This window comes from Variovorax paradoxus, from assembly GCF_902712855.1.
Lineage (GTDB): Bacteria > Pseudomonadota > Gammaproteobacteria > Burkholderiales > Burkholderiaceae_C > Variovorax > Variovorax paradoxus_Q.
The window spans coordinates 752,859-768,846 of the sequence record NZ_LR743508.1; the positions used below are offsets into that span (position 1 = coordinate 752,859).

16 protein-coding genes, 4 pseudogenes and 1 other annotated feature are annotated in these 15,988 nt (G+C 62.4%); of the genes and pseudogenes, 7 read left to right on the top strand and 13 right to left on the bottom strand.

Translation table 11 applies throughout. The annotated features are described in order from the left end of the window. Positions 1 to 66: 66 nt before the first annotated feature. Positions 67 to 1,695 carry an alpha/beta fold hydrolase gene (locus AACL56_RS34370; RefSeq protein ID WP_425337093.1) on the bottom strand — a complete coding sequence of 543 codons (1,629 nt, stop codon included), beginning with the start codon at positions 1,693 to 1,695 and terminating at the stop codon, positions 67 to 69. A gap of 791 nt (positions 1,696 to 2,486) precedes the next feature. Between AACL56_RS34370 and AACL56_RS30070 the strand changes: the two are divergent. Beyond that, positions 2,487 to 2,882 (top strand): annotated as a pseudogene (locus AACL56_RS30070) (DUF4142 domain-containing protein). A gap of 266 nt (positions 2,883 to 3,148) precedes the next feature. On the opposite strand, the gene AACL56_RS30075 reads toward AACL56_RS30070, so the two are convergent. Both AACL56_RS30075 and AACL56_RS30080 read right to left on the bottom strand, forming a co-directional pair. Continuing rightward, a complete protein-coding gene (locus AACL56_RS30075; protein WP_339093683.1) occupies positions 3,149 to 3,319 on the bottom strand; it encodes a hypothetical protein in 171 nt (56 codons plus the stop codon). Between the two features lie 69 nt (positions 3,320 to 3,388). Next, a complete protein-coding gene (locus AACL56_RS30080) occupies positions 3,389 to 3,655 on the bottom strand; it encodes a hypothetical protein (RefSeq protein ID WP_339093685.1) in 267 nt (88 codons plus the stop codon). 367 nt (positions 3,656 to 4,022) lie between these two features. Between AACL56_RS30080 and AACL56_RS30085 the strand changes: the two genes are divergently transcribed. Both AACL56_RS30085 and AACL56_RS30090 read left to right on the top strand, forming a co-directional pair. Beyond that, entirely contained in the window at positions 4,023 to 5,018 is a 996-nt protein-coding gene (locus AACL56_RS30085) for a sigma-70 family RNA polymerase sigma factor (protein ID WP_339093687.1), read from the top strand. A 146-nt stretch (positions 5,019 to 5,164) separates the two neighbouring features. After that, entirely contained in the window at positions 5,165 to 5,614 is a 450-nt protein-coding gene (locus tag AACL56_RS30090; protein ID WP_339093689.1) for a carboxymuconolactone decarboxylase family protein, read from the top strand. Positions 5,615 to 5,711: 97 nt separating this feature from the next. Here the strand turns inward: AACL56_RS30090 and AACL56_RS30095 are convergent, their stop codons facing one another. The 5 genes from AACL56_RS30095 to AACL56_RS30115 form a co-directional block, all read right to left on the bottom strand. Further along, positions 5,712 to 6,161 (bottom strand): hypothetical protein, encoded by a 450-nt coding sequence (locus AACL56_RS30095; protein WP_339093691.1) that lies wholly within the window; start codon positions 6,159 to 6,161, stop codon positions 5,712 to 5,714. 296 nt (positions 6,162 to 6,457) lie between these two features. Then, positions 6,458 to 6,778 carry a hypothetical protein gene (locus tag AACL56_RS30100; RefSeq protein ID WP_339093693.1) on the bottom strand — a complete coding sequence of 107 codons (321 nt, stop codon included), beginning with the start codon at positions 6,776 to 6,778 and terminating at the stop codon, positions 6,458 to 6,460. Positions 6,779 to 7,092: 314 nt separating this feature from the next. After that, positions 7,093 to 7,350 (bottom strand): hypothetical protein, encoded by a 258-nt coding sequence (locus tag AACL56_RS30105; protein ID WP_339093695.1) that lies wholly within the window; start codon positions 7,348 to 7,350, stop codon positions 7,093 to 7,095. Then, positions 7,350 to 7,529, bottom strand: a complete 180-nt coding sequence (locus AACL56_RS30110) for a DUF3606 domain-containing protein (RefSeq protein ID WP_339093697.1) — start codon at positions 7,527 to 7,529, stop codon at positions 7,350 to 7,352. The genes AACL56_RS30105 and AACL56_RS30110 overlap by 1 nt, the downstream gene beginning before the upstream one ends. Before the next feature lie 107 nt (positions 7,530 to 7,636). Continuing rightward, the gene (locus AACL56_RS30115; protein ID WP_339093699.1) at positions 7,637 to 7,999 is read right to left on the bottom strand and encodes a hypothetical protein; all 363 of its coding nucleotides are present in this window, start codon (positions 7,997 to 7,999) and stop codon (positions 7,637 to 7,639) included. A 92-nt stretch (positions 8,000 to 8,091) separates the two neighbouring features. Here AACL56_RS30115 and istA point away from each other — a divergent pair, with 92 nt between their 5' ends. Next, entirely contained in the window at positions 8,092 to 9,681 is a 1,590-nt protein-coding gene (istA, locus tag AACL56_RS30120) for an IS21-like element ISVapa3 family transposase (protein ID WP_339093701.1), read from the top strand. Beyond that, positions 9,671 to 10,474, top strand: a complete 804-nt coding sequence (istB, locus tag AACL56_RS30125; protein WP_339093703.1) for an IS21-like element helper ATPase IstB — start codon at positions 9,671 to 9,673, stop codon at positions 10,472 to 10,474. Before istA ends, istB begins: the two co-directional genes overlap by 11 nt. A 67-nt stretch (positions 10,475 to 10,541) precedes the next feature. On the opposite strand, the gene AACL56_RS30130 is transcribed toward istB, so the two are convergent. The 5 genes and pseudogenes from AACL56_RS30130 to AACL56_RS30150 all read right to left on the bottom strand — a co-directional run bounded on the left by AACL56_RS30130 (position 10,542) and on the right by AACL56_RS30150 (position 13,824). After that, positions 10,542 to 10,736, bottom strand: coding sequence for a hypothetical protein (locus tag AACL56_RS30130; protein WP_339093705.1), 195 nt, complete (start codon positions 10,734 to 10,736; stop codon positions 10,542 to 10,544). 340 nt (positions 10,737 to 11,076) lie between these two features. Continuing rightward, positions 11,077 to 11,487, bottom strand: a pseudogene (locus AACL56_RS30135) (transposase); the annotation flags it as partial. Between the two features lie 40 nt (positions 11,488 to 11,527). Beyond that, a pseudogene (locus AACL56_RS30140) lies at positions 11,528 to 12,659 on the bottom strand (IS3 family transposase). Positions 12,660 to 12,812: 153 nt separating this feature from the next. Continuing rightward, positions 12,813 to 13,419: pseudogene (locus AACL56_RS30145) on the bottom strand (IS3 family transposase); the annotation flags it as partial. After that, positions 13,023 to 13,139: a sequence feature (AL1L pseudoknot), on the bottom strand. Its footprint overlaps the pseudogene before it by 117 nt. Before the next feature lie 75 nt (positions 13,420 to 13,494). Next, positions 13,495 to 13,824, bottom strand: a complete 330-nt coding sequence (locus AACL56_RS30150) for a helix-turn-helix transcriptional regulator (RefSeq protein ID WP_339093706.1) — start codon at positions 13,822 to 13,824, stop codon at positions 13,495 to 13,497. A gap of 153 nt (positions 13,825 to 13,977) precedes the next feature. Here AACL56_RS30150 and AACL56_RS30155 point away from each other — a divergent pair, with 153 nt between their 5' ends. Further along, positions 13,978 to 14,580 carry a helix-turn-helix domain-containing protein gene (locus tag AACL56_RS30155; RefSeq protein WP_425337094.1) on the top strand — a complete coding sequence of 201 codons (603 nt, stop codon included), beginning with the start codon at positions 13,978 to 13,980 and terminating at the stop codon, positions 14,578 to 14,580. Positions 14,581 to 15,113: 533 nt separating this feature from the next. Then, a complete protein-coding gene (locus AACL56_RS30160; protein ID WP_339093707.1) occupies positions 15,114 to 15,962 on the top strand; it encodes a DUF932 domain-containing protein in 849 nt (282 codons plus the stop codon). Positions 15,963 to 15,988 lie beyond the last annotated feature (26 nt).

The following is a 15,988-nucleotide window of genomic DNA, read 5'->3' on the forward strand; positions in this document are numbered from 1 at the left end:
GGGACGGTGGGTCAGCTTTGTTAGTACCGATGCAATCTTAACCCGCTGATCACGATTGCACTGGCGCTAACACACCGTCGACAGGAACTCTTCCATCGATTCGATGCAGACACCGGGCGCACTGAGATGGGGGCAATGCCCGATGTTCTCGATCACGCGCAGGATGCTCCTCGGCATGACCTGATGCATGAACGCGCCCACGGTGGTTGGCGCAATGACGTCGTCATCGCACTGCAGGATCAGGCTGGGCGTCTGCAACTCGGGCAGCCGATCACGATAGTCGGAGAGAAACGTGACGCGTGCGAAATGCTCGGCGATTTCCGGGTTGGTTCGGCAGAAGCTGTCGGCAAGTTCTCGCCCGAGCGCTGGCCGGTCCGGCGCGCCCATGATGACGGGCGCCATGCTTTTCGACCAACCAAGATAGTTGTTCTTCAGGGTCGAGAGGAGTTCGTCGATATCGGCCCGCTCGAACCCACCGATGTAATCGCCATCGTTCACGTAGCAGGGCGACGGGCCGATCATGACGTGGCCCACGATTCGCCCTGGCTTCGCCAGGTCCGCCAGCATGCCGATCATTGCGCTGACCGAGTGGCCCACGAAGACGACCTGGCGTGACGCCACTTCGTCGAGCAACTCATTGATGTCGTCCGCGTACTTCTGCAGTGTGTTGTATTGGCGTGGCTCATACGCCGACAGGTCCGAGCCGCCGCTGCCGACATGGTCGAACAGGACCGTACGAAACCTGCCTCTGAAGAGCGGCGCCATCAGGCGCCACATCGTCTGGTCGCATCCGAAGCCGTGCGCGAAGATGATGGTGGCGGGCCCGCTACCCGACACCCACGCATTGTTGCGGCGCCATACGTCTGTCCTCATTCCATTCGCAGCATTGTTCTCGGCCATTTGTCCAACCTGAAGCGACACGCGTCCCGTCACCCTTGGCGACGACCGCGAACCATCGAGCGCGGAGCGCCTTGCGGCCTGATGAGGCGCACCTTGAGGGAAAGCCGTCAATTCTGGTTCTCGGGTCGAGCGATCGTCAAGCATGTATCCCACACCGCGTACCGTGTGAAGAAGCTTGACCTCGAACGGGTTGTCAAGCTTGACGCGCAAGCGACGCATGGTGACTTCGAGGACATTGTCTTCGCTGCGCGCAACGGTGCGCCAGACCTCGTCGAAGAGTGCGGCGCGAGAAAGCACTTGCGCTGGCCGGCGCAAGAGTGCGACGAACAGCGCGAACTCCGTTCGCGTGAGTTGCACAGATTTGCCGTTCCGCCAGCATGTGCGGGCTTCGAGGTCTATCTCCAGATTGGCGAAACGCACCCGTTGAGATTTTGGCTTCGACGCGAGCAGCAGCGCGTGCACGCGATTGACAAGTTCAGCTGGCTCGAACGGCCGGACCAGAAAGTCGTTCGCTCCGAAGTGGATTCCCTGCAAACGCGACGCCACCGTGTCGCGTTCCGTCAGGACGAGGACGGGCGTGCTTTTGGTTCGGCGGATCGCACGCAGGATCGAATAGCGATCGGCGTCGCGGGGGTCTGCCTCGAGCAGAATTCCCGCATAGTCGCCATGTGAGCCGAGCCACTTGGCCTCCACGGGGTCACGCGCGGAGTGCACGCGAAAACCATGGTCCTCCAGCGCTTGCGGAAAGTACTGTTCCGGACTGGAAAGGACAGTTTCGATGACAAGGAGCCGCATGGTGGTGGATTGACATGTTGTTCGCGTGCACAAGGGCAAAGGCCACTTAACGGAATTCCGATTCCATCGCAAATGTGCCCGATGAGGACGACGCTGCCAACCCTCCGCAACCCTGTCTCCGTTCGCTCAGACACCGCTGAGCGGCGGTCTCCACGGCAAGCAAGATTGAAGCCGGTGCATCGCCGTACGTGAAGATGCCGGCTCCAGGGCCGTAGATGCGCTGCGCGTCGGCGATGCCATTGAGATCGAGGGCCCGGACTCGGCCTTCTGCATCGACCGGAGCGAGACGCGCCTGCTGATGATTGCCGGCGGCATCGGCATCATGCCGATCTACGCGATGGCCGAAGAGGGCGCACGCAGAGGGTGTTGCCCTTCGAGCTTCACTACTCATCCCTGCTCGTGGCGATGCTGCCTATGTGTCCTCGCTCGAGCATACTTCCTACGCAAGTCGGGTGTTCATTCACGAGGCCCTGACCCCGCAGGCGGTGGACGAAGTCCTCTGCGACCTTGCCGGTCTGTCCGCGGACGGTGACGGGGTCTATGTCTGCGGACCCCGGCTGCTCATCGCGCTCACCCGCGAGGCTTCCAACCTCGATTCCGCGCATGAGATAGCACGCTCGGCGAGCCTGTGGCCTTGATCAAACTTGGAGTACCTGCATGACCCGACTCTCACGCCAACTCGCGGCATCCGTTGCCGTTGCCGCATCGCTGATGTCGTTCCGTCCGCCTGGGCTGCGGACAAGCTCGCGTCCGCCGACGCCTCGATGCTCAAGGACATCGCAGAGACCAACATGGCGGAAATCGAAACTGGCAAGATCGCGCTGGAGAAAGCCCCGAACGGCGGCATCAAGGAGTCCGCTCAGATGATGGTCGATGACCATTCCTAGGGCCTTGCCGACGTGAAGGCGCTGGCCTCCGCCAAGGGCACCGAGTTGCCCGACGGCCCGAGTGTCAAGCACAAGGCGGTGGGGCTGGAACTCAAGGCTCTGCCGGGCGGCACATTCGACAGCCGTTACGTGAAGCAGGCGGGCGTGGGCGATCACGAAGCCACCGAGAAGCTGCTCAAGAAGACACAGGCCAATGCCAAGGACGCCGACCTGAAGGCATTGGCCGAAGAGATGCTGCCCGTGGTCCAAGGACACCTGCAGCATGCGCGAGAACTGAACACCAGCATCGCCAAGAAGTAGCGGTCAGACCGTTGCCCGATCCGCGAGGACTGGCGCGGCTCGGCCCCCTTGCTCTCAATGTGCGACCCTTCGCCGGTCACCCAGCGCGGTGTCGCGCAGCATCATGATTCGGAGTCGATCATTAAGGCGGTGGTCGCACGGGTTTCGTAGCCTTTGGGATGCGACTTCGGAGTGATTCGTGACCGATCGTGCACAGCATCTCAACAGCTGCCATGGCCAGGCCACACGCAGCAGCGCGGTGGTCAGCCCCGTCACCACTGCGCCGATCACCGCGGCCAGGGGCATGACCAGCCCCGGCAGCACCCCAGGCCCACCGCGGTCAGCTTGGAGTAGCTGAAGCTGCGCTGCGTCAGCGTCAGCGCCACGACGAGGCCCTCGCGCGGCATCCCAATCCAGGTGAAGAAGGTCGCGGTGCTGTCCGGCGCGGTCGCGAGCACGCCGCAGGACGCTTCGTCAAATACGCCGCTCAGGCTCGCGACCAGCGGCGCTGGCGCGTGGCACGGTCCCTAGAACTGCCCCCGTCCATCGCCAGTGCGGTCGTGAACCCAGCGCATGGCTTGTTGCTCTGCATGCCGGGTGGCCTCCGCCGCGGTTCCATAAACGATCTCTTCGGTGTCGTCAGGCAGCAGCGCCTCTTCTTCTGTCGCAGGCGTGCGCAGGAGAGCGACGACCGGGCGATAGCCGCCTTGTTGCGGCTCTGCGCGAAGCTCGAATCTGAAGCCGCGGTACTCCAGTGAGAGGCCGTTGGAATTGGGTGTGATGTCGTTGTTCATGGAATGTGCCCTCGTGAGTTGCACGGAGGGTGCTTGCCGCTGGGGCGACCGGAAGTAGGCACGCAGGGGCATCGTTTGAAGGACGCGACGTCGTCGGATAGCCGCCGCCTTTTGTTCCTGCGAGAACTTGAGTCGCGGGCCGCCTACCCTGCTGGGAAAAGGAGCTGCTGCCGGTATCCGTCGTACCAGCCCTTCAGGGAATTCTTTGTGGATCACTCGGCTGACGGATCGGGCGTCTGACGCATTTGCCATGCGTGATGTAGAGCTCAGGAGCTCGAATCCGATCTTCGCGGGAATACAAGGACGATTTCTTGGTCCAGGTTTTCGTCCGCACCTCTCGGGTCAGCGATTGGTGGAAACCTTTACCTTGACCATCGCCGCATGCCGCACGGTCTTCTGTTGGTTTTTCGCGGCGACGCTCTGCTGCTTGACCCTTGAACTAAACTTCCCCGCCATGTCGTGCGCGTCCACCGAACTGTTCTCGAACGTGCGTCCCAGACTGATGGCCATTGGCTACCGCATGCTTTCGTCCGTACAGGAGGCGGAGGATCTGGTTCAAGACGCATGGTTGCGGTGGCATGAAGAGACGAAGTCGTCCCGAGCCCAGGTCCTGAATGCTGAAGCCTGGCTCGTGACCGTGACTACGCGGATGGCGATTGACCGTCTTCGGGCAGCCAAACTGCGAAGAGCCACGTACGCTGGCGCGTGGTTTCCCGAGCCGCTTTTGGAACAGGCGCCGACCACGCCTGAGCAAGCGTGTGAGAACGCCGACAATGTGTCCATCGCCTTCTTGCTCCTTCTGGACTGTCTATCGCCGGAAGCAAGGGCCGCCTTTTTGCTGCGTGAGGTGTTCGACGCAGAGTACGAGCAAGTAGCCGAGGCCATCGGCCGAAGTGAAGCTTCCACCCGGCAGATTGTTCATAGAGCCAAAAAGCGGCTTGAGAGCGCGCGCGAATCAACGGGCTTGAAGCCGTTGCCAATGCCAGCAGCGGCTCGGCTGGACCTGTTGCGACGACTCGTTCAGGCAATTTCGAGCGGTGATCTTGAGGGCATCAAGCGGCTGCTCGCAGAGGAATCGGAGATGCTGGGCGACTTTGGCGACGTCAGGCCAAGCTTGTCGGGGCCTTTGCTAGGAGCTCAACGCATCGCTCAGCTTTACTACGCGACGCACCTGCGCCACGGTGCCATGATGCGACTTGAGCCGGCCATACTGAATGGCGAATGGTCGCTCCTGCGCTACCTCGACGGTGCACTTGACTCCGTACAGACGTTCGAGTTCACCGATGTTCAGGTCTCCCGGGTTCGCATCCAGCGGAATCCGGTGAAGTTGGCACGGTTGAAGGAGAAGCTGCTCGCTTTCTGAGTTCCGGGGCCGAGCACGCCCCGATCAGGAAACTGACGTCTGGGCCCAATTTTTTTCCTGCGACTGTCACAAACCAATCACTTCAAGCGTCTTAGGAACAGGTTGCTCCTGCAACCGTTTCACCCTCAACTTGAAGAAAGCGTTTCATGACCCGCGCAGTTTGGTTCCAAGCATCCCCGGAAGGGGCCAAGGCCATCGGTGGCCTGCATCACTTCGTCACCTCTGGCACATCCTTGCCGAACCAGCTTATCCATCTGGTGTTCCTGCGCGTCTCGCAGATCAATGGCTGTGCGCACTGCATCGACATCCATACCCGTGACCTGATTGCTGGCGGAATGTCGGTGGAGAAAGTAGTCCTCGTTCCGGTGTGGCACGAAGCCGAGTACCTGTTCTCAGAGCAAGAACGAGCGGCCCTCGCCTGGTCCGAGGAAGTTACCCGCGTCAGCGAAACACACGCGTCCGATAAAGCCTACGAGGCGGCGTTGGCGGTTTTCGGCGACAAGGATCTGGTGAACCTGACCCTCACCATCGCCACGATGAACGCCATTAACCGCATGGGCATCAGCTTCCGCATGAAGCCGCGGGCGAAGGCTTAGCGCCTGCGGAGCGCAGCTCTGTTGGCGGTACGTGCGTTGCATCCAGGGATGCGGCTGCAGCTCCCCGATCGGGCTGGCCGGCTGCCTCGGCAGCTGCTCAGGCACGCCGCGCAGGTACGCTCATGGAGCGTGCCTGCTGAGCTTGGCGGACTGGAGGAGGCTTATCACAGCGGTTGCCCGCGTTCCCGCGCGAAGGCTGCTGCCGAACAGCCAGTTCTGGCGCGCCAGCCCGATGAACCGATACGGTTCTCCACCCAGTATTGTCGATGGGTAGCTGGGCAGCTGGGCAGTTGGGCACCTCGGGACAGCCTTCGTTCGTGCGCTTGGTGGTGTGCACTACGTCGGAGGGGCAGCCGAAAAAAAAGGGGAACGGAGCGCGGTGCCCGGTGGTGGTGGGATGAATCGAGCGAAGCGCAGCGAGGGTCGCGGCCGGCACGCTGTTGTCCACGATGAACAGCCGGCCGCCGCTGGCATCGATGCGCGCCTGGAGGAAGGCCTGTCCGAGTGTCATGCCGTGGTCGTTCAGCAAGGACAGCAGCTGCAACACGGTGCCGACGATCTTGCGGCCGCGGCGGCTCCCAGTGCGCATCGTTCTCCACTGGGCAGCATGGCGGCAACCCGGCAGACGTTCATCGGTGCGTGTCGGCTTGGTCTACACGATTACCCGCTGCCCAGCGGTCGATGGAAGCTCTCTGCTTCTGAGGTCATAGTTTCCGGGGGGCGACCTCAATCTAAGCTGGTGTATTGAGTTCCGACCGTCCCGGAAGCAGATGCTTACGACCAGCTCAAGCAGAAATGCATTGAATGGATCGAGAAGACCGGGTCAGAAGTCAGCGATGAACACTATCTGTTTGTAAGCGTCACTTGGAACGTTTGAATGTCGGGCTGGCTGAGCCACTGTCGCGCTTCCGCATCGGCTCGATCGTGCGCATTGACCCACCGCCTGATCAGCTCGTTTTGGTCATCAGCCATATTGCCAGGCTTTCGCCCACTGCCGTTTTCCCAGGCACGCAGACAATGCAAAAGATCGGCCGCGCCATCGAAATGCGCTTCGAGGATATAAAGGTAGCGGGGCGCGGCCACCATGGTGTCCGCAAGGGTCAGGTGAGGTCCTTCAACACTCACGCTGAACAGCCGACCGTTCGACGTCGATAGCTTCTGCATTTGCCCCAGTATCACTGGGGGCCGCTTTCTTCGCTTTGGCATGATCAAAAGACGATTGGCTGGTGGTGGGAAAGGGCGGCAAAGCACATTCGGTCTGACTTCGCGCTCCGGGTTACTGGGCGCTGACGGAGGCGCCGCCGCGTCACCGCCCTTCAACGCTGTGAGGCCGGTGCGCATCCGATCGGTCGAAGTGCCTACGGCGCGCAGGGCGACACGGAGTTGTGCGACTGCGCAGCGAAATTCCTTTGCCCATGCTTCGCTTCACCTGGCGTTGACGCTCTGACGTGGAGATTCGGTTGTCTCACGGCGAATCCTCACTTAATCGGGATGCCGACTGGAGCTCCCTCTTCATCGTCGCCATCCTCGCGAGGGCCAACGCGCTCGTCCAGCGCGTATCCAATCAGCCTCTTCATGCCGCCCTGCAGCGCGTCGAGCCACAGGTCGTAGGCCTCATCTGCCGACTCGAGTTCGTTCCATTGGGAAGCATCGTCGACTTCCTCCATAAGCACCCAATAGAAGTGACCGGGCTCCGGCTCATCGACGTGCACTGAGATTCGGCGAATGTGGGCCATCAGCGCCTCTTTGCCAAAAACTGACGCACCGCCTCGGCGGAGTTACCGACGGCTGCGACGGCGTCCCGCAATTCGGCCTCAGAGCGCCCGAACGATTCCGTCCAAGAGCGCACTTCATGCGGCTCCTCAAGCGAAATGACGTTCCGGTCGAGGGCGGTCTTCGATGTGTCGTCTGCCATGCAAATCTCCTGTGAGCACCGGCCTTTGGCCGGCAATGCTTGAAAGTTGCTGCCGTGGCAGGCAGCCGGCCATCCTCAAAAAGCGACTCCGGCTGACAGTTCTTCTCCTACGCGCGCAGGACTGTGCGGCCATGCCGCACCTCACCGAAGACCCTCTGCTCGACGAAACGGGCTGGGACGACGGGATCTAGTTCAACGGCTACCCCGGGGCGGCCGAGTTCGAGCGCGGCGCAGTCCAGCTGCGCTCGCGCAACGGTGCCGATGCCACGCAGTGGTTTCCGGAGATCACCGCGGCTTTGGCCCAGGTGAATGGCAGGCAGTACGTTGCTGACGTAGAGATGTGTGCGCTTGATGAGCTCGGCCGCAGTGACGTCGACAAGCTGCAGGACCGCGCGCGCCGCAGGCGCTGGTACGAGGGCGCCTCGCCTGTCGTGTACGGCGTGTTCAAGCTCCCGGTTGTTGATTTCCATCCAGAAGTGACCCACTTGGCCCGGTGATTTCCATCTAAATCTGACCCACGTGATAACCCTAACCTGCTGCTTTTAGCAGCAGGAGCACAGGAGTGATTGACGTGGCGACACTGAGTGTCATCAGACGTTGGGCACTGCGAGAGCAACTGTCCATCCGAGAGATAGCCCGGCGCACTGGCTTGTCTCGCAACACCATCCGCAAGTACCTTCGCGAGGGCGAGGCGGCGCCCAGTTACACGAAGCGCATCAGCCCGAGCAAGCTCGACGCGTTCGCCGAGAAGCTCGGCGGCTGGCTCAAGAGCGAGGCATCCAAGTCACGCAAGCAGCGGCGCACGCTGAAGCAGATGCACGCCGACCTGGTGGCGCTGGGCTATCAGGGCTCCTATAACCGCGTGGCGGCCTTTGCACGAGCGTGGCATGCGCATCGCCACGAGGTCCAGCAGACGACGGGGCGCGGCACCTTTGTGCCTCTGGCCTTCGGTCCCGGCGAGGCATTCCAGTTCGACTGGAGCGAGGACTGGGCCGTCATCGCTGGTGAACGCACCAAGCTGCAGGTGGCGCACTTCAAGCTCAGCCACAGCCGCGCGTTCATCGTGCGCGCCTACCTGTTGCAGACCCACGAGATGCTGTTCGATGCGCACAACCGAGCCTTCGAGGTGCTCGGGGGCGTGCCTCGGCGCGGCATCTACGACAACATGAAGACCGCCGTGGACAGGGTACGTCGCGGCAAGGAGCGCGACATCAACGCGCGCTTCAGCGCCATGGTCAGCCACTACTTGTTTGAGGCCGAGTTTTGCAACCCAGCCTCGGGCTGGGAGAAGGGCCAGGTCGAGAAGAACGTGCGTGATGCGCGTCACCGGTTGTGGCAACCCGTGCCGGCGTTCGCCACGCTGGCGCTGCTCAACGACTGGCTGGAGGACCGCTGCAAGGCGCTGTGGAGCGAGATCGTCCACGGCAAGCTGCCAGGGACCGTGGCCGATGTCTGGTCGCAGGAACGCCCGCTACTGATGCAGATCCCCAGACCCTTCGATGGTTTCGTAGAACACACCAAGCGCGTCTCGCCCACCTGCCTGGTGCACTTCGAGCGCAACCGCTACAGCGTTCCGGCCTCCTACGCGAACCGGCCAGTGAGCCTGCGCGTGTACGCCGAACGCCTTGTCGTGGCGGCCGAGGGCCAGATCGTGTGCGAGCACACGCGCATCATTGACCGTCGCCACGACACCGCAGGTCAGACCGTCTACGACTGGAGGCACTACCTGGCGGTGCTGCAACGTAAGCCAGGAGCGCTCAGGAACGGAGCACCCTTCAGCGAGCTGCCCCAGGGCTTCCGGCGGCTGCAGGCCGCGCTGCTGAAGCAGCCAGGTGGCGACCGCGAGATGGTGGAGATCCTGGCGCTGGTGCTGCATCACGACGAGCAGGCAGTGCTGACCGCGGTCGAACTGGCGCTGGAAGCCGGCGTAGCCAGCAAGACCCATGTGCTAAATGTGTTGCACCGACTGCTCGATGCCAAGCCCGTTGCGCCAGCGCCCGTCACGGCACCTCAGGCACTGCGCCTGGTGAACGAGCCGAAGGCCGATGTGCTGCGCTACGACACGCTCAGGGGGCGTGCCAGCGCTGCTGGCGGCTTGCGCGGGCCGCTGAGCTCCAAGTCGAGCAGCCCGGAGGTGCGCCATGCGACATGACCCTGCCAGCGGCGCCATCGTGATCATGCTGCGCGAACTCAAGATGCACGGCATGGCCCAGGCCGTCGCGGAGCTGGCCGAGCAGGGGTCGCCGGCCTTCGAGGCGGCCCAACCGATGCTCTCGCAGTTGCTCAAGGCAGAGACGGCCGAGCGGGAGGTACGCTCGGTGGCCTACCAGTTGAAGCTCGCTCGCTTCCCAGCCTACCGTGACCTCGCCGGCTTCGACTTCGCCAACAGCGAGGTCAACGAGGCCCTGGTGCGTCAGCTGCACCGATGCGAGTTCATGGACGATGCGCAGAACCTGGTACTTGTCGGCGGGCCGGGCACGGGTAAGACTCATATCGCCACAGCCCTGGGCGTGCAGGCCATCGAGCACCATCACCGCCGGGTGCGCTTCTTCTCGACAGTAGAACTGGTCAACGCACTCGAACAAGAGAAGGCCAGTGGCAATCCCGGCCACATCGCGCACCGACTGATGTACGCGGACATGGTGGTGCTCGACGAGTTGGGCTACCTGCCGTTCAGTGCATCAGGCGGCGCGCTGTTGTTCCATCTGCTGTCCAAACTCTACGAACGCACGAGCGTGGTGATCACAACCAACTTGAGCTTCAGCGAGTGGGCCAGCGTCTTCAGCGACGCGAAGATGACGACGGCGTTGCTGGACCGGCTCACGCATCACTGCCATATTCTGGAGACTGGAAACGACAGCTTCCGCTTCAAGCACAGCTCGGCTCAACCCGTTCAAGCAGTCCAACCTAAAAAGGAGAAAACCAAGAACTTATCCACACCGTGAGCCGACTGGCTTGCAAAGCGGGTGGGTCAATATTCGATGGAAATCGCGGGTCAGGATTCCATGGAACTCAACACTCGAGGCTAGCGTCAGGCTTGCGCAGCCCGATATCGGCCATCAACGCGTAGCCGAAATCATTCCATCGATCCTGCGACGCGACGACGCAGGCATCGCAGGTCGAACGCTCAGCCTGCTCCTGCGAGAGAAAAAGCCGCGCGTTCGGCGGCGCGGTGCTTTCGGTTTTTTTCTTGGTTGAATCAGGCAACTGTCTACTCCATCGATTCCCGACCCTGAATACTAGCCCGCGGCAGCCGCCGCCGTTGCGCGGGCTTGCTAGGGAACGTCTTATATGGGCGCCCCCGGATTACAAGAACTCGCTGTGTAAAGATTCAGGAGGCAGGGCTGCAGTCTTATATCCGGCCTGTTGTGCAGGCGGATATGCCTGCTGGCCCTGATGGTTTTCGCTGACGGGATTCCCATCTGAACATCGAGCTTGGCGTTCTTGTTCCCTATCGGAGTGTCCCTGTCCCGGTCCGACCCGTCTGTCCCATCACACGCGTGGTCGCTTGCTCTCCTTCAAACTGGTTGCTTCGGTCTCTTCGTCGTCAGTGCGCGGTCTGCCACGCCTCGGGGCGCCAGGCTTGACCGCGCGCCAGCGCCGCCCAGATCGTTCGTGCCAGCTTGTTCGCCACCGCGGCGACAGCCACGCTGTAAGGTCGGCGCTGCAACAAGGCGGTCAACCATGGCCATGTTGGGCCATCCTTGGATCTGATCACGACGGCTCGAGCACCGTGCATCAACAATGTTCTGAGGTAAGCATCGCCTCGCTTGCTGATGCCGAACTGCCGTACCCGTCCACCGGTACCGGTCTGGCGCGGAACCAGGCCGATCCATGCAGCAAACTCCCGGGCGTTATTGAACGCTGTCGAAGTGCTCACGCTGGCGACGACGGCCGTGGTTGTGAGAAGACCAATGCCGGGGATCTCGGCGACAGCTTTGCATGACCTGCCCCCTCTAGCCGTGCCATTCATAACGAGGAAGTCCGGGGTTGCAAGATTAATTGATCTCGGTGGTGTTTGAACTGGGCCGAGCTGCATCGCCAGCGCGCTGGCGATGCAGCTCGGCGAACTTGGCTGGCGGCATGCGATTGCAACTGATGTGCGGCCTGACCTCGTTGTAGTCCTGCCGCCAGGCGGTGATGGCCGACCTGGCCTGCGCCAGCGTCTCGAACCACTGTTCGTTCAGGCACTCGTCCCTGAACTTGCCGTTGAAGCTCTCGATGTAGCCGTTCTGCATGGGTCGGCCAGGCTCGATCAGGATGTGGCGGATGACGTGGGTCTGCGCCCAGCCCATGAACGCCCTGCTGGTGAACTCCGGGCCGTTGTCCGTGCGCACGGCCAGCAGGTAGCCTTTGAAGACCGCGGCCTGGTCCAGCAGCCGCGTCACATACTGCCCCGAGATGCCCCAGTCCACTGAGATGCTCACGCACTCGTGGCTGAAGTCGTCGGCCACCGTCAGGCACTTGATGCGCCGCCCGGTGCTCAGGCTGTCGCTGACGAAGTCTATGCTCCAGACCTCATTGACCGTGCTGGCCAGTTGCAGCGGCACGCGCTCGCTGTCGGGCCGCTTGGCCTTCTTGCGCTTGCGCACGGCCAGGTTGGCCGCGCTATAGAGCCGGTAGACCTTCTTGTGGTTCACGCCGGGGAAGTGCGGGCGCAGCATGTCGTGGATGCGCCGATAGCCGAAGCGCCGGCGCACGTGCGCGATCTCGACGATCTTGCTGCTGAGCTCTTGGGTCATGGCATCGATCTCAGGTGGGTTGCGCCAGCTGTCGCGTGAGAGCCCCACAAGCCTGCATGCCCGCCGCTCGCTCAGATCGCATTGCTTGATCATGGTGGCGATGGCAGCACGCTTGGCCTGTGGGGCTAACGCTTTACCCCGAAGGCGGTGTTCAGCGCGTGAATGTCAAGGTGGGCTTCGGCCAACAGCTTTTTGAGCTTGTTGTTCTCCGCCTCCAGTTCACGCAGGCGCCTCGCATCGGGCACCTCCATGCCACCGTACTTGGCACGCCACTTGTAGAAGGTGGCGTCGCTGAAGCCGCCCTTGCGGCACAGCTCCTTGATCGGCAGGCCGGCCTCGGCCTGCTTGAACCGATGATCTGCTCCTCGGTGTACCTGCTCTTTCTCATGTCCGTCATTCTCAAGTTGACGGACTTCACTGCCATTACGCTGGTACGGCCGGGAGGGGGCAGGTCAGTGTTCACGTGTCCGCCAAGAGTTAGTGGACACGAGACTTCTATGCCGCTGGTCAGTAATCAAGATGGGGCGATTTGACGCTCATGTCCCAGGCGCCGCATCAGCCGCTCGACTGTGCAGCGCGCCACCGCTGTGCCCTCGCGCGCCAGTTGCCTCCAGACCTTGTCGGCCCCATAGACCTGCATGTTGGCCTGCCAGACGCGCTGTATCGCCGGCAGAAGGGCATCGTCGCGGTGTGCTCTGGCGCAGCGCTTGTGTGGCTCGCGCAGCAGTGCCGCCTGCCGTCGGTAGCCTGACGGGGCGATCTGCAAGACCTTGCAGATCGGCTCGACCCCGAAGGTGTCACGATGCTTGTCGATGAAGTCCCTCAGGACTTCAGCCGGCGGTCGAGCTCCGCCTGGGCGAAAAACGCACTCGCCAGCTTGAGGATCTCGTTAGCTCGGCGCAGCTCCTTGACCTCGCGTTCGAGCTCCTTCATCCGCTGGGCCTCGCTGGTCGTGACGCCTTCGCGTACGCCGTTGTCGACCTCGTCGCGCGCTTGACCCATTCGTTCAGCGTCTGCGGCACACAGCCGATCTTCGGTGCAATCGATTCGATCGCCGCCCACAGCGACGGGTACTCCCCGCGGTGCTCCTGCACCATCCTCACCGCGCGTTCGCGCACCTCAGGTGAAAACTTGTTCGACTTCTTCATGGCTCAATCCTCTCAGGGTGTTGAGCATCCTGAGAAGCCGGGGCGCTTCACTGCTGTCCACACCCCTATCGCCAACTACTTCGACAACTCCAGTTGACCAGCCGCGGTTAGCAGCGCCTTTCGTTGTCTCGCGTTGAGTTTCCCAAACCACAAGATGAGTTTGGCTAGCTCTTCATCCGCCGCATAAAAATAGGGCAACGGCACTCCAAGCTCGTTGGCTAATCTGTTAGCAAAGGCGATATTTGGTTCATGGATTCCGCTCTCGTACCGAGAGATGCGCGCGCTCGCGGTGCCTTCATCAAGACCAGCACTAACTCCCAATTTGTCTTGCGGCAAGCCCGCGGCTACGCGTGCCATCCGGAGGCGAGTGCCGAATATTGAGCGAGAGCTTGAGCTGCGTTCCACTCTACGATATTCGTAATTCCGATCTTGCGTGTCTCTACGAATTACGTAGAATTGGTTGTCCGAACTTTCAGCGTGCTGCAGGTGTGTCAAGTGTCTATTCGAGCGGCCACATCTCCACTTCCGACCGTCAAGCGCTTGCGGCTCCCGAAGTCGATGACTGTGGCGCGTGCGCCGGCGGCGGCAACGCGAAGCGCATCAGCAGTGCGCATCGGGATGCAAGTTAAGGCGCTTCGTTTGGCTGCTGGTACTCCGGCCGGAGTACTCTCGCTCGCCACCGGTGTCTCGCGCTCGATGCTCTCGCGCATTGAGCATGGACTGGTTTCGCCTTCGGTGGAGACGCTTGACCGCATTGCGGATGGATTGAAAGTTCCGATTTCGCGTTTCTTCGGTGATCAGTCACGCCGCACGGATTTTTGTCACGTACCCTCCGGTCGCGGGCTCGTGGTCGATCGCGTCGGTGCAGTAGCCGACTATCGCTATGAGCTCCTGGGTCATTCGCTTTCTGGCAACCTGTTCGTCGAACCGTATCTCGTGACGCTGTTGCCTGAGGCGAAGCCCTATGTCACGTTCCAGCATCCAGGCCTCAAGCTCCTGTACTTCCTGTCGGGTGAGGTCACTTATCGCTACGGCGCCAAGACTGTCTCGGCGAAACCGGGAGACTCGTTGATGTTCGACGCCACGGCGCTGCACGGCATCGAGACCATCCACGTGCGGCCTGTGTCGTATCTTTCGATCGTCTTCACGCTGCGTGAGTGAAATGATGAAGGGAGGGAGTGGCCCTTGCTGCGTTGACTGTGTCATTCCTCACCGGCGCCCTATGCCCCGCCTCGGGGGACCGTCTCGTGGCACTTGCAGCGCGGCTGTCGATGTTCTGACGTAGTGGCGCACGTCTGACCGCGCGCAGCACTCTCACAAAATTTGGCGCTCCGCCGGTGGCGGAGCGCGAACTCGAATGAACACGCGCAGCCGAGGCTGCGCCTGAGCAGGCGTTGCGCTCTCGCGCAGCTGGATTACCCCTCGCGTCAGCGTGCGGGCCTGTCCATGCCTTTCGCGGTCGTACGGTAGATCCGGGATCCAGGATCCGCAAATACCTTCAGGGCGCTTCGAAGGGAGGGGGAGGGCTTGCCTGTGAGCCCTGAGGCTACCCCCTCGTTCTCGCGTTCAAGGCCCTGCGCGCGCTTCGCGTGCTCGGCGCGTGCCGCGCGCCTGCGGCGGCCTGGAGCGCTGCGCTGCGACGGGGTGGCGGGGTCTCGCAGGCAATCCCGCCTGTGTCATCTCTGGAGATCGTCATGACCTTCTTCTCTTCCTCTCTTGCCTCTTCTTCCTCTCCTTCCTTCTCTACCGTTTCCTTCGCCGCACGCGCCTCGCTGTCGCTGCAGGAGGTCCAGCGCTTGGCGCCGGCGGTGTTTGCCGAGCATGCGGCGGACATCACGGGTCCGCGCTACGTCTTCATCAGCACGCGCGACATCGTGACGGCGCTGATGGAGGCGGGCTTCGAGCCGACGGCGGTGCAGCAGACGCGTTCGCGGGCCCCGGGCAACGCCGGCTATGCGCGGCACATGCTGCACTTCAAGCCGGTGGTGCAGGCGCTGTCGCTGGACGACGTGCTCGGCGAGATCGTGCTGATCAACTCGCACGACGGGCGCAGTGCCTACCAGCTGCGTGCCGGGCTGTTCCGGCCGGTGTGCACCAACGGCATGCTGACGGCCATGGGCGACGTCGGGTTCGTGCATGTGAGCCACCGCGGCAACGTGGTGGCCAATGTCGTGGACGCGGCGCAGAAGATCACCCGGGACCTGGCGCAGGTCGGCGAGGCGGTCGCGCAGATGCGGCTGACGATGCTGACCGAGGCGCAGCAGCTCGACTTCGCGCGGGAGGCGTTGGCGCTGCGGTTCGCGGGCCAGGACGCGGTGCCGGTGGCGCCGGTGCAGTTGCTGGAACGCCGGCGCATGGCGGACGTCGGTGACGATGTCTGGCGGACCTTCAACACGGTGCAGGAGCACGTGCTGCGCGGTGGTCTGCCCGGGCGCACGTTGCGGGGCCGGGTGATGCACATGCGTGGCATCCGCGCGATCCGCGAGAACGTGCGGCTCAACACCGGGCTGTGGGATCTGGCGCTGCGGCGCATCGGCCGCTGAGGCGGCCATGGGCCGGCGGCTTCGCC